13 protein-coding genes are annotated in these 14,015 nt (G+C 38.3%); 2 read left to right on the top strand and 11 right to left on the bottom strand.

What is annotated here, in order from left to right:
* Positions 1–70: 70 nt before the first annotated feature.
* Positions 71–1,003 carry a GTP-binding protein gene (locus G611_RS0112885; RefSeq protein ID WP_028243978.1) on the top strand — a complete coding sequence of 311 codons (933 nt, stop codon included), beginning with the start codon at positions 71–73 and terminating at the stop codon, positions 1,001–1,003.
* Positions 1,004–1,037: 34 nt separating this feature from the next.
* On the opposite strand, the gene G611_RS0112890 is transcribed toward G611_RS0112885, so the two are convergent.
* The 4 genes from G611_RS0112890 to G611_RS0112905 all read right to left on the bottom strand — a co-directional run bounded on the left by G611_RS0112890 (position 1,038) and on the right by G611_RS0112905 (position 4,609).
* A complete protein-coding gene (locus G611_RS0112890; protein WP_028243979.1) occupies positions 1,038–2,279 on the bottom strand; it encodes an aconitase/3-isopropylmalate dehydratase large subunit family protein in 1,242 nt (413 codons plus the stop codon).
* Between the two features lie 13 nt (positions 2,280–2,292).
* Positions 2,293–2,778 (bottom strand): 3-isopropylmalate dehydratase, encoded by a 486-nt coding sequence (locus tag G611_RS0112895; protein WP_028243980.1) that lies wholly within the window; start codon positions 2,776–2,778, stop codon positions 2,293–2,295.
* A gap of 1 nt (position 2,779) precedes the next feature.
* A complete protein-coding gene (locus tag G611_RS0112900) occupies positions 2,780–4,021 on the bottom strand; it encodes a 3-isopropylmalate dehydratase large subunit (protein WP_028243981.1) in 1,242 nt (413 codons plus the stop codon).
* A gap of 120 nt (positions 4,022–4,141) precedes the next feature.
* Positions 4,142–4,609, bottom strand: a complete 468-nt coding sequence (locus G611_RS0112905) for a 3-isopropylmalate dehydratase small subunit (protein WP_028243982.1) — start codon at positions 4,607–4,609, stop codon at positions 4,142–4,144.
* 153 nt (positions 4,610–4,762) lie between these two features.
* On the opposite strand from G611_RS0112905, the gene G611_RS0112910 reads away from it, so the two are divergent.
* Positions 4,763–5,281 carry a YgjV family protein gene (locus G611_RS0112910; RefSeq protein ID WP_028243983.1) on the top strand — a complete coding sequence of 173 codons (519 nt, stop codon included), beginning with the start codon at positions 4,763–4,765 and terminating at the stop codon, positions 5,279–5,281.
* 20 nt (positions 5,282–5,301) lie between these two features.
* Here the strand turns inward: G611_RS0112910 and alr are convergent, their stop codons facing one another.
* From alr to G611_RS15515, 7 genes are all read right to left on the bottom strand, one after another.
* Positions 5,302–6,471: an alanine racemase gene (gene alr, locus G611_RS0112915; protein WP_028243984.1), complete on the bottom strand. Its 1,170-nt coding sequence runs from the start codon at positions 6,469–6,471 to the stop codon at positions 5,302–5,304.
* Between the two features lie 60 nt (positions 6,472–6,531).
* Positions 6,532–7,266 carry an amino acid ABC transporter ATP-binding protein gene (locus G611_RS0112920; RefSeq protein ID WP_028243985.1) on the bottom strand — a complete coding sequence of 245 codons (735 nt, stop codon included), beginning with the start codon at positions 7,264–7,266 and terminating at the stop codon, positions 6,532–6,534.
* A 10-nt stretch (positions 7,267–7,276) separates the two neighbouring features.
* A complete protein-coding gene (locus G611_RS0112925; RefSeq protein WP_028243986.1) occupies positions 7,277–8,779 on the bottom strand; it encodes an ABC transporter substrate-binding protein/permease in 1,503 nt (500 codons plus the stop codon).
* Between the two features lie 98 nt (positions 8,780–8,877).
* A complete protein-coding gene (locus G611_RS0112930; protein WP_028243987.1) occupies positions 8,878–9,624 on the bottom strand; it encodes a sce7726 family protein in 747 nt (248 codons plus the stop codon).
* 2 nt (positions 9,625–9,626) lie between these two features.
* A complete protein-coding gene (locus tag G611_RS0112935) occupies positions 9,627–10,436 on the bottom strand; it encodes a hypothetical protein (protein WP_028243988.1) in 810 nt (269 codons plus the stop codon).
* Between the two features lie 94 nt (positions 10,437–10,530).
* The gene (locus G611_RS0112940; protein ID WP_028243989.1) at positions 10,531–12,069 is read right to left on the bottom strand and encodes a methyl-accepting chemotaxis protein; all 1,539 of its coding nucleotides are present in this window, start codon (positions 12,067–12,069) and stop codon (positions 10,531–10,533) included.
* A gap of 122 nt (positions 12,070–12,191) precedes the next feature.
* A complete protein-coding gene (locus G611_RS15515) occupies positions 12,192–13,997 on the bottom strand; it encodes an RICIN domain-containing protein (RefSeq protein WP_028243990.1) in 1,806 nt (601 codons plus the stop codon).
* Positions 13,998–14,015: the final 18 nt, after the last annotated feature.

Here is a 14,015-nt window from a genome sequence, read left to right on the forward strand (position 1 = left end):
ATTAGCAAAGATTTGTGTAAAAAATATAGTAAAATATGATAGAATTTGAGTATTCTAGTGAGGTAACAAGATGATTAAAGTTGATTTGATAACAGGATTTCTAGGAAGTGGCAAAACTACCTTCCTAAAGAAATATGCTAAATATTTTATGGATAAGGGAATGCGAATTGGCATCCTTGAAAATGACTACGGCGCAGTAAATGTAGATATGCTCCTTCTAAACGAGCTTCGAGGTGATAACTGCGAGCTTGAAATGGTTGCAGGCGGCTGTGATGCCGATTGTCATAAAAGACGATTCAAGACAAAGCTTATTGCAATGGCCATGAGCGGCTACAGCAGGGTAATAATCGAGCCTTCGGGAATCTTTGATGTGGATGAATTCTTCGATGTATTACATGAGGAGCCACTTGATAGATTTTACGAAATTGGTAACGTAATTACGATAGTTAACGCAAAGCTTGAGGATGATTTGTCGTCAGACTCTGATTTCTTTTTAGCCTCCCAAATTGCAAACGCTGGAAAGATTGTCCTTAGCCGCACACAGCTTACCGACAATGCTCAAATTGAAAAGACAAAAGCACATTTACAGCGTGCCGCTGAAAAAAGCCAGCTTAAAATTGATATTGATATGCTTTGCTTTACAAAGGATTGGGATTCTTTAACTGAAGAAGATTTTGCCACGCTTACAAACGCAAGCTACGCTACCCGCTCCTATGTGAAAAGAAGAACCACCGATGACAGTGGCTACAAAACTGTATACTTCCTTGAGCTTCCAATGAAAAAGGCTGATATTAAAGCAAAAATTGACACACTTATGTCGGATGACAGCTTTGGAAACATCCATAGAGCCAAAGGCTTCTTTTTGGATGACGAAACCTGGTATCAGTTTAATGCTACAAAAGAAGATTTCGAATTAAATACCATGCCTGTAGGCCAGGAGGTATTTATTGTAATTGGAGAAAATCTCAATCAGGATAAGATAAAAGAATATATGAATGCATAAAAATAGGGCGTATCAATCACGATACGCCCCCTTTTTAGGCTTCCACAATTGTTCCTGCAATGGCAGTTGCCGCCGCAGTAGCAGGACTGGCAAGATATATCTTAACCTTGCTAGTTCCCATACGTCCCAAGAAATTTCTATTATTGGTAGCTACTACTACCTCATCATCGGAAAGGATTCCGCCACCTCTTCCACAGCAAAGACCACATCCTGGTGTTGTTATTATGCAGCCTGCATCAGAAAGTATCTGCAAAGTGCCGTCACTTAAGGCCTGTCTATAAATCTTTCGGCTGGCAGGAGTAACTATCATCTTTACAAAAGGTGCCACATGCTTTCCCTTTAGAATAGCTGCCGCCGCCTGTAAATCTTCTAATCTTCCGTTAGTACATGAACCTAAGAAAACCTGGTCAACCTTTGTTCCCTTAGCATCTGCAACTGGATGAATATTATCAACAAGTGATGGACATGCAAGCACTGGCACAAAATCCTTGGCATCATATTTTAAAACTTTTGAATATACTGCATCATAATCTGCCATAAGTGCTTTGACACTGTCATCAAAAGGAATGTTACAGTATTCGCAGGTCTTTTCGTCAGGTGTAAACAAACCACATTTTGCACCAGCCTCAACTGCCATGTTGGACATTGTCATTCTGCTTGCAATGCTCATTTCATCTATAGTGCTTCCTGTAAATTCGATGGATTGATATGTTGCCCCGGATGCTGTCAAATCACCTATAATTCTAAGAATCACATCCTTGGACATTACGTTTTTAGGAAGCTTACCATTAATCTCTACCTTAATAGATTCTGGAACTCTCACCCACAACTCTCCTGTGCCAAGAATTCCTGCCATTTCCGTATATCCGATACCTGTAGCAAATGCACCTACGCAGCCGTAAGTAACAGTGTGACTATCAGTTCCAAATGCAATATCACCTGGCTTAACATAGCCTGCCTCAGTCATCAGCTGGTGACAAATTCCATCTGTTCTGTGGATGTGTTTGATTCCATATTTTTCAGCGAATTCATCTCCAACTCTAAAATGTCTGGTATCATCTACCTGTGTAGCAGGTAAGAAGTGATCATAGATTAAAACCACACTATCAGGCTTTGCCACCTTAGCAAATCCCATCTCCTGAAACTTTTGTACTGCAAAGGGCACCATAATATCATCTATCATGCACCAGTCCACAGGTACAGTTACAATATCACCAGGCTTTACTTCGCCACCAACCTTATTTCCAATTATCTTTTCGACTAATGTATGTCCCATAATATCTCCCGTATTACGCTAAACCATTCTTCTTTCTCATTGCCTTTACAAGGCCGCCTGCTTCAAGTATTTCTAACAGATTATCTGGTAATGAAGCTATAGGGTATGATTTTCCATTTACCTTTATTTCCTTACCAGTAAAAACCTCTGCCACATCTCCCTCCGAAACCTCATCATATAAATCAGGCTGTTCTATAAGAAGAAGGCCATTGTTTATAGCATTTCTAAAAAAAATTCTTGCATAGGATTTTGCAACAATGCAGGATACACCTAGAGCCTTTACCACCTCTGGAGCCTGTTCTCTTGAGGAGCCACATCCAAAATTATGACCAGCTACTATCATGTCCCCTGGCTGAATTTTGGCAGCAAGCTCTGGACGAAGTGGACTAAAAGCATAAGGCTTCATCTTTTCCACAGTCTCATACGCTAAATACTCTGTAGGAAGAATAATATCTGTATCTATGTCATCTCCAAGTTTCCAAATCTTTGCTTTAAACATACTATACCTCCGATGTGATGTAGCCTTTTATAGCAGATGCTGTAACGGTGGCGGCGCTGGCAAGGTAGACGAAGGAATCTTTGTGGCCGGCGCGGCCCTTGAAGTTGCGAGTGCCGGTGGAAATAAGGGTCTCTCCTTCTCCGATAACACCTTGGCAAGCTCCCCAGCATACTGAGCAATTAGGATTCATTACCATTGCACCAGCTTCCATAAATATATCTAAAAGGCCTTCCGTTAGCGCCTGCTTATATACTTCTCTGCTGGCTGGAACCACAAGAAATCTCACCTTATCTGCAACATGCTTTCCTTTTATAATGGCTGCACCCACACGTAAATCTTCAATACGTCCGTTGTTACAGCTACCAAGAAATGCTTCGTCAATCTTTGTGCCTTCGCATTCTTTAACAGGCACTACGTTATCTACAAAATGAGGCTTTGCAACAATAGGCTCTATTTCATCTAAATCAATATCGATTACCTGAGCAAAAACAGCATCCTCATCTGATTTAAAGATTGCCTTAGGCTCTCTGCCATGGTCCTTTAAATAATCTAAGGCCACATCATCCACTTCCATAAGAGCTGTCTTTGCACCAGCTTCTACGCACAGATTACAGATAGAAATTCTATCTGCCATAGAAAGGCTAGCCATGCCGTCTCCCACAAATTCCATTGCCTTATAGTTGGCTCCGTTTGCAGAAATACGACCAATTATTGTAAGAATCAAATCTCTGGCATAAACACCTTTTCTTAGCTTACCATGAAGATTAATTCTGATTGTTTCAGGCACTAGCAACCATGATGTTCCTGTAACCATTGCATACAGATAATCCGTACAGCCTACACCTGTTCCAAATGCTCCAAGTGCTCCATAAGCACATGTGTGAGAATCTGCACCAAATATAAGCTCTCCTGGACGTACATGCTTTTCCATCATGACCTGATGGCAGACGCCCTCCCCCTCATAAAATGTAATGCCATGCTCTCTTGCAAAATCACGCATCTTTTTATGGCTTGCTGCAGTCTTAGGACTATCTGCTGGGATATTATGATCAATAATCCACACCAGCTTATTTACATCTGCAATCTTTGGATTTTTCAAATTGTTATACATATCTATAGTCAAATGAGTTGTACCATCATTTGACATTAATCTATCTAAGGTAACTGTTTCAATATCTCCAGCTTTACAGCTTTTTACACCTGCGGCTGCTGCGATAATCTTTTCAGCCATAGTCATTCCCATAATTCTTTCTCCTTTTAGTCCGCATAGTTACGTAAACAAACATTATATTTCAACGGTCAACTAACATGTTTCCCTTTTGAAATATAATTTTTGTTTACTACTATGCTCTTCTAAATATTCTTACTTGTTTAACGAGGCGATTAAACCGCCCTGATCCAATATTTCCTGCATTTTGGCTGGGAGCTTGGTGCAGGAATAGGTGGCGCCGCCTGTTGTGATGGTTCCGTTTTCTAAGTCTAGCTCCATCTCGTCGCCTTCTTTAACTACATCATATAATTCCTTACTAACAATTACTGGCATACCTATGTTAATGGCGTTTCTGTAGAAGATTCTTGCAAAGGATTTTGCAACAACTGCCTTTACTCCAAGTGCCTTTAGCACGCTAGGAGCCTGTTCTCTTGATGAACCACAGCCAAAGTTCTCATCTGCCACTACGAAATCCCCTGGCTTTACTTTGCTTGCAAATTCCCCATTTAGAGATTCAAATGTATGTGTTTTCATTTCATCTATTGTTGGAAATAGTAGATACTGAGAAGCGATGATTTGATCTGTATCTACGTCTTTATCGAATTTAAATACTTTACCCATAACACGACTCCTTTTATTATTTGTACTATATTCTATCCTATCTCTTTAGCAATTTAAAGAGGTAAATCGTCTGTTTTATATTTAGAACTTTAAATAATCACAATCATGCTTTATTATAATTAAATACATTTTTAACTTTATAGGAGATATATTATGAATTTAGTTTTAATCGGAAGAATTTTTTCATTATTGGCTTGCATACTTATGGTTATCATAGGTTACCTTAAGCATAAAAAGACAATCCTTTGGGCTCAGAACCTTCAGTTTGTTTTATTTTCCATTTCATACGCCTGCTTAGGTGGCATCGCTGCAGTAGTTGGTAATATGGTCAGCCTTCTTAGAAACCTTATCTGCCTCAAGTGGAATCTTACATTACCACTTCAGATTTTCTTCATCGGCTTCCAGGGTGTATTTACTTTTATCACTACTCAGAATCGCTGGATTGACTGGCTTCCATTTATGGCTGCAACATTTATTACTTTATCACTTAGTTCTAAAAAGGATATCGTTATTAAGCTTGGTTGCATCGGCAGTATCATCTGCTTTGGAACATACGATTTCTTCCTTCAGAACTGGATTGTTTTTGGATTTGATTGTTTCTCACTTGTCACAAGTCTTATTGGTATTTACCGAATTAAATCAGATAAAAAAGAAGCAGAAGAGACCTTTTAAAGGACTCTCCTGCTTTTCTTTTAAAATCTAAGCATTAACTCACGCTCTATTTCTTCACCATTTCTATAATATACCCTAGGTACTCTCTTGCTAACTGCACATGTAAGCTCATAAGGTATTGTGCCCGCTTTTTCAGCAAGGTCATCTACAGAATTATTCTCACCGAAGATTTCTACTTCACTTCCAACATCTACAGTAGGCATATCTGTAATATCAATCATACACATATCCATGCAAATCTTACCGCGAAGCTTTGCTGGGCCTTCCTTTGTGATTAATGAACAGTTGTTAGAAAGGCTTCTAAGGAATCCATCTGCATAACCATAAGGTAAGACACCGATTCTTGTTGTCTTGTCTGTAACAAAGGTTCTACCATAGCTGATTGCTGTTCCTTCAGGGTAAATCTTGATAGTGCTGACTGTAGTCTTCAATGTCATAGCTGGACGAAGATCCATCTGACGAGCAAAATCTCCATAGCCATATAAAAGAAGACCTGGACGAACCATATCAAGATATGTCTCTGGAAAACGAGCTGTAGCACCTGTATTTGCACAATGTCTAATTTTAAACTTGTGACCAATCTTATCCTCAACAGCTTTAATTACACTTGTGAAAAGCTCAAACTGATGCTTTGTATATTCATCATTGTCTTCGCCAAATTCATCTGCAACAGCAAAATGAGTGAAGATTCCCTCTGCATCTAAGCCTGGCATATTACATGCTTCTGCTATTCCTTCTACACCATTATCAAAATAAGTATTATCGCAAAGATAGCCCAGTCGAGACATACCTGTATCTACTTTTATGTGAACCTTAAGTGTGCCACCACATTTAACAGCTTCAGCGCTGTATTCGTCTGCCTTTGCCTTGCAGGTTATAGCCTGTGTAATATCATATTCAATCAAGCGTGCCACCTGCTCCTTTGGTGTATGTCCTAAAATAAGAATAGGCATTGTTATTCCGTTTGAACGAAGCTCTAATGCTTCATCTGCACTACTAACTGCAAGATAATCTGCTCCAAGCTCCTGCAAAAGACGACCTACCTGGATACTACCATGTCCATAAGCATCTGCCTTTACTACTCCAAGAAACTTAACATCGCTTCCGATTTTCTGTCTGATTACTTTATAATTATGAGCTATCGCATCTAGATTTATTTCAGCCCATGTACGTCTAAGTGTTGATTCCATTATAGTATTGCTCCTATATATTTTTGTAAACAATACTATTATAGCCTTTTATCGAAAAAACTAAAGTACCTTTGATAAGAAGTCCTGAAGTCTTTGGCTCTTAGGGTTTTCAAAAATATCCTTAGGGCTTCCCTGTTCCTTAATTCCCTGCTCATCAAAGAAAAGTACTCTATCTGCCACTTCCTTAGCAAATCCCATTTCATGAGTAACAACAACCATTGTCATTCCATCATCTGCAAGCTCCTTCATAAGTGAAAGAACTTCCTTTACCATTTCAGGATCAAGAGCACTTGTTGGCTCGTCAAAAAGAATAACCTCTGGATTCATGGCAAGTGTACGTGCAATGGCTATACGCTGCTTCTGTCCACCTGAAAGGCTATCAGGATAAGCTGTTGCCTTATCTGCAAGGCCAACTCTTTCAAGCAATTCCATTGCCTTTACATTTGCTTCCTCTTGGCTCATAAGTCCTAACTTAACTGGCGCAAGTGTAAGGTTCTTCTTGATTGTAAGATGTGGGAACAGATTAAAATGCTGAAATACCATTCCAACTCTACGACGAACATCATCAATATCTACGCCTTTTTTTGTAATATCTTCGCCATCCAAATATATTGCACCAGCTGTAAGCTTCTCAAGCTGATTTAATGTTCTGATGAAAGTAGATTTGCCACAACCTGATGGTCCAATTATGGCAATAACCTCTCCCTTTTCAATTTGCATATTTACATCTTTCAAAATCACATTATCGCCGTATGCCTTTGAAAGATTTTCTACTTTAATTAATACTTCAGACATATTTGCTCCTTTATCTCTCGTTCTTTCTAAGCTTCATTTCCAGTTTTGATACAAATGCATTTAATACCTGTACAATTGCAAGATAGATAATTGCAACTGCAATAAGTGGCATAAATGCCTCGTAAGTAATACTTCTAATGATATCTCCACCTCTGGTTAAATCCATAAGACCGATATATCCGCAGATTGAAGTTTCCTTAATAAGAGAAATAAACTCGTTAGCAAGTGATGGCAAAACTGTCTTGATTGCCTGTGGCAAAATGATGATTGTCATTGTCTGCTTATAGTTAAGTCCAAGGCTTCGTCCTGCCTCCATCTGTCCATCATCAACTGACATAATACCGCCACGCATAATTTCAGCAACATAAGCACCTGAGTTAATAGCAAATGCAATAATAGCTACTAAAAGCTTTGGAACATTAACTGTCTTAAATACTACATAGTAGATAATCAAAAGCTGAATCATAATAGGTGTTCCACGGATGATTGTAAGATAAAGCTTGCAGATTGCATTTAAAATCTTAAATCCGCCAGTCTTGTCATAGGTAACACGAACTATTGCAACTAAAAAGCCTATAATCATACCAGCAAGTACGGCGCAAAGTGCAATGATAAGAGTATTTAATAAACCTTTTAACAAGAAAGTATATCTGCTATCATCAACAAAATTTCTCTTAAGGTTCGCAACAAAGCCAAGGCTATCTCCTGAAAGAGAATCATCCTTTACGATGATTGCCTGCTTGGTAGTTACATAAGAGTCTGAGAAATTAATAGACTTAAGTCTTTCCTCTGTCATGGTCATACCAGCAATACCCACATCCGCCTTGTGAGATGATACCGCATTGATGATACTGTCAAATTCGATATCCTCAATTTCCACCTTACGTCCGAGCTTGTCACCTATTGCTTTGATAAGCTCCATATCGATACCAACAACCTCACCATTTTCATAATATTCATATGGAGGGAAAGCGGCATTTGTAGCAACTACAAGTGTACCATTGTCATATGTAGTACCCTCAGGAGTAACATAAGGACATGTTCCCTTTGTCTCATCACCGATATAGTTAGCAGTGATTTGATCTACAACGCCCTCTTCCTTAAGCTCTGCTAAAGCTGTGTTAACTTCATCTAAAAGCTCAGTGTTATCCTTTGCAATGCAGATTGCATATTCCTCCATAGTAAATGGCTCATCCAAAATAGTAAGTGTTGGTTCGTTAGCTGTGCTTGCAAGAGCTGGCTGTTCGTCAACGATAACACAATCTACCTTACCCTGCTTAAGAGCCTGGATTGCATCAGCAATCTTGTTGTATCTATCAACAGTAGTGCCTGCCTCATCTCCTTCGTTTTCAGATGCATATAAATCTCCAACTGTACCGAGCTGTACACCGATTTTTGCACCGGCTAAATCATCAACTGATTTAATCTGTTTGGTTTCATTAGCCTTGCTTCCACAGCCCACCATCATTACAGCTGCAGCAAGGATCATAAATGATAATAATTTCTTTCTCATGTATATTTATCCTCTTGTGATGTATTTTTATACATTATAACACAATAAATTTATAAAAAAAGTATCTAATTATAAAAAATCAGATACTTCTTAATATATTATTTGTTAATTTTAGCCATACGCCTAATACGTCGCACTCTGGTGGACTTCTTAGGACCTCGCCTTCTTGGCGTATGTTCTTTTCTATAAGCTGCAATTTCCTCAAGTAATTTTTCATAATCCCTTTCGAATAATAGCTCACTTATTTGTTTATTTAAATCTGTTACATTAATTCTTGTTTCAGGTATGATTGGTTCCTTACCTTCAGCCTTTGCTGCCCTTTTAATTCGTGTAATTTCAGCCTTGGTAAGTGGAAGCTTCGTCCATTCGATTAATGTCTTTCTTACAAATGCCTTACTTCTTCCATTGTACTTTGGCATATTATACATTTCCTGAAGGGCTGCCAGCTCTGGGCGCCATAAAAGCTCCAGCTTTCGGTTTAACCTCATCTTTTTGTTAAGCTCAGGCCTTCTTAGAAAATAAAAATCACACTGGTTTTCCACTTCATCTACAGTGATTATTCCCCAATGCTCAGGGATATGCTCTCCCACATGGTTAGCATGGCTGCTTCCAACCACTACTATATTGTAATCGAAATATTTGTCGTAATCCTTTATCTGACTTTCAAGACGTGTGTATGTATCAGCATCAGATTTAATCTCGATTCCCACAAGGGCGCCTGTAATCACCATAATTACATCAGCCCTTGAGCTTCCCATCATCTTTTCTTCGATTATCCTGGTTTTTCCATATTCACACTCAAGATAATCAAACAAAGGCTCTCTTATGTCCTTGTCTTTAAGCATGTCTACTCCATTGAATCTATCTTTGCAATGATATCATCTGCTGATTCTCCACCATTTTCGAAGCCATCAACAACAAGCTTTGTATCAATATACTTATTAATTGTCTCATCATATTCTTCCTGGCTTGAAAGCTCTTGTTCATTAACTTCCCAGTAAGAAATGATTGGGTCACCATTTTCATCAAAGCTATCCTCTGCCCAAACATCTAAAGGTCTGCTAGAACCATAAGCAAGCTGGATAAAGAAGCCATCCTTTATAGCTACCACATAATCATTTATTGTAGAATCTGCCACAATGTTTTCGTGGGCGATAAGGCTATTCTTTCCTTTGATATATTTAATATTCTCTATCTGACTCGAGAAAATATTCACTGTAGGATTTGTAAATGTAGCAATTGCAAGCTGATTGTTCATAGTTGTATAAACAAGCTCCGGCACATTATCATCATCTACATAAATAAGGGAATAGCTATGCTCCATTTCGTCATTTTCGCAGTCTTCAATCAAAGACTTATATGCTTCCTGCCAGCTTTCAAATTCTGAAATCTCAGCATCCCCTGACTTTTTATAATTGGTACCTGCTCTGTCATCTGCTTCAAAAGCTGCCTTGTATTCATCGGAGTAGCTATAGCCTTCCACTACCTCTATTTTTACATCATCATTGTTTTCTTCATCGCCTGTAGTTTCTTCTACGTCCTTAGAACCTCCCAAAAGAGACTTTGGTCCGTTGTCTGTGGCCTGCTCCAAGCCACATGCCAGGCATACGCTTCCTACCGATAATATTAATAAAATAGATACTAATTTCTTTTTCATATTGCCTCCTAAATTTAGCTTCCTAATCATTATACTAGATTTAATAAAAAATCGCAGTCTAATTAATAGACTGCGATCTGATGAACCAAAGCTTCTAACTATTTAACAGTCGATTTATTTCATCCACCATTTCGTTTATTGTTTTAGCTTGTACGGCAACCTCTTCAGTATTTTTTGCATTACTTTCTGCCATCGCTCTGATTGATATAAATTGTTCATTTTCATCTCGAATACTTTCAGCGATATTTTGATTTATATCAACTGTTTGTCTGATGATATCAGCCTGTCGTTTAATTGCTGTATTCATTTCATTTACAGCATCCACAGACTCTCTCAACATACCGCTCATATCTCTAATATCATCAAATACCTTCTTGAACTGTTCATTTTGCTCTTCAAGCTTTGATGCATTATTATCTACCTGAGTTGTAATCTCTTTTACATTCAGTTGTACCCTGTCTATTACAGCTCCTACATCATTTAATGAGCTCGATGTACTTTCTGCTAGTTTACCAACTTCTGTAGCAACAACAGCAAAGCCCTTTCCTGCTTCACCAGCTCTTGCAGCTTCAATAGATGCATTCAATGCTAAAAGACTGATTGAAGAAGATATCCCCTGAATCAATTCTAATGTTGTACCAATTTCTTCAACAGCAACTGATAATCTTTCAGCCACATCCGTTGTTGTTGCCATTGAATCTGATACTTCTGTATTTATTCCCTGCAAATCATTGAGAGATTTCTCATTTTCATTAGATTTAATAAGTAGATTATCTGAGGTTATTTCAACTTTTCCAACGTTTTCCTCGACTATGTTCTCACAATCACTTAATTCAGAGAGATTGTTCATACTTTCATCTGCCTTAGTTCCAAGAAGATTACTACTTTCTACCAAATCGTCACTTGTAGCAGACAATTCTTCAGCTGAAGCGCTTTCATTAGAAGCAATATCCAAAAGTGCTGAACCAGCTGTGACCATCTTTTCGGATATAATTTTTACTGCATCCATTACTCCCACAACTCTTCTATTGTTTTCTTCCAACTCATCCTTTTTTGCATTAACAAGGAAATATGAAACAAAGAATACAAATAATGATATGCCAGCCAATGAAATTGTCAGACCAACGATGCACATTATAATATCTGTAACATACAGTTCATCTTTAGCAGGTAATAAAGCACTTCCACGAACAATCCAACCACTTATTAATGTAACAATGCAAACTATACCTGTAATTAATAACTGTTTAATATCTAAGAAAAATCCAATCAAGGTTAAAAAGAATGCCAAAAAGCCCCAGAAATTTCTTGTAGGGCACATGAATACAATATATGTCCACTGAATAATAAGGACTAAAGAACAATAAACTTTTCCTAACGGTAATTTGCCATCTATTAGATACCCATCCTCATCAAATGACATCTTTAAGATAAACATACCTATAAATAAAAAACAAATATCCATAATAGCGAAGCAAATTACAGCTACCCAGGACATATCTTTGTAAAAACCAATCAATTTTTCAGTAATAAACATACACGTAGCAAACATACATGCACCTGTCAAAGCTATTATGCCCCATTTAAATACAGCTGATAAATACACTTCGAAAGCAGACTTTTTATTACCCATTTAACTACAACCTCCTCGTTTTTTAAGATGCAATAATTCTAGCACCACTTTATGATAAAAATGTTAAAAAAAGACCTAAGCCTAAGCTCAGGTCTGATTTTCGGGGAAATCGTCATTATTTACTATTTGAATGCTATCTGTGCGAAGTTATAGAAACCAAGGAACCAAATATTGAAGTCATGAACTCCATTTAATTCCTGCCACTTAAAGTTCTGTCCATCTACAAACTGATTGCATACAGCTGGAAGATTCTTTGCTGCTGCAGATGCGCTAGGATATGCTATACCATCCTGTAATCCGCAGATATTGTAGAAATAGTGAATTGGATATTTATTGTTTCTTAAAAGAGATGCTGTCTTTGAAGCGCTATTGCTAGTTGGTGCTGCTGAGAATGCGCCGTAATAGCTAAACAAATCAACGCACTCACCAATACCAATATTAATAGTCTGCATACCACCCATTGAAAGACCAGCGCATGCTCTGTGATCTCTGTCAGCGTATGTGCTGTAGTGAGAATCAATGTAAGGAATCAAATCGTTTCTAAGCTCTTTTCCAAAAGCATAGAATGAATTTGTAGAACCGCTTGCTGATGCCTTTCCATTTGGTGTTACAACGATAAACGAATCAATATCACCATAGTATGCAAGATTATCCATGATAGCCTTTACAGTTGATGAATTGTTGTACATGCCCCACTCATTTTCATTTCCACCAATTCCATGAAGAAGATATAATACACAATACTTCTTGTTAGGATCATAGTTTGCAGGTAAATATACATTTGCTCTCTTTGTATATGTTCTGCCATTATTCTCATAATCGTGTGCTGTATAGGTTATGTTCTTAATAGTTCCAGAGCCTTCACCATATCTTACTGTAGAATACTTTTTAGGTATGCTATTGCTAAACTTTGTAGCAGTAGGATTATAGTGTGGATTGCTTGGCTGTGGTGTTGGTTGTGGTTGAGGTTGTGGTTGTGGCTGTGGTTGTGGCTGTGGAGCTGGTGCCTGACCACCTGCTGTAGAAGCCTCAATCGAATAATCGATCTTGTTACCAATAGAGCCTGCGCCCTGTGAACCAAATTCAACGCTAGAACCATTTTCAATTGTCTTGTTCCACTCTACAGGAGTGATTACATAATAGTTGCCACTTGTTGTAACATTTACATTCCAGCTAGAACCAATATTTACCTGGTTCTTATTAAGCTTGATTGTCCAGCCATTAACCTTGCTTCCAGAATTGTTTGTTACCTTGTAGCTAATCTGATAGCCTGAGCCCCAGTTATTGATTGTATATGTCAAATCAACGCCCTTTGTAGTTGCTGTAGAACCAGCATTTCCAGAAGGATTAGTTGAAGGTGTCTGCTGACCTGTCTGTCCACTTACACTTTCAAACTGCCACTGCTGATTTGTATTACCATTGAATCTATACTGGGCAACATTTGTGCCATCATCTGTTTTTCTGGCACTTACATCCAAAAAACGTTGTAAACTTGAAACCTTTGTTCCAATAGTATAAATACCATTTGTGTTTGTGGTCTTAACAACAAACTTCTGTGCATCTCCGCCATAGCCCTGGTAAATACCAATGTTAGCATTGTCAGAATCTGCCCCATTAGCTACGTCCAGCATATATTCTCCCAAGCCAGACTTAAGATTAATATAGCCATCATTAGTGTTGCTAACGTACCACTTCTGTCCTTCTTCTCCTGTGCCGGAATTGATACAAACATTAGTCCATCCTCCAGCTCTGTTTCCCTCAACAGACAAATACTTCTGTGACTGTACGCCCTTGATATAATACCAGCCATCATCAATGCGTGCAGTGTCATTTGCAGCCTTAGCATCTGTTGATACACAAGCGCTTACAGCGCTAACAGAAAGCGCAAATGCCAAGGCCTTTGCCAAAATTCTTTTTTGTTTTTTCATTTACATTTTCTCCCTTTT

It is taken from the genome of Pseudobutyrivibrio ruminis AD2017 (assembly GCF_000424305.1).
GTDB lineage: Bacteria > Bacillota > Clostridia > Lachnospirales > Lachnospiraceae > Pseudobutyrivibrio > Pseudobutyrivibrio ruminis_B.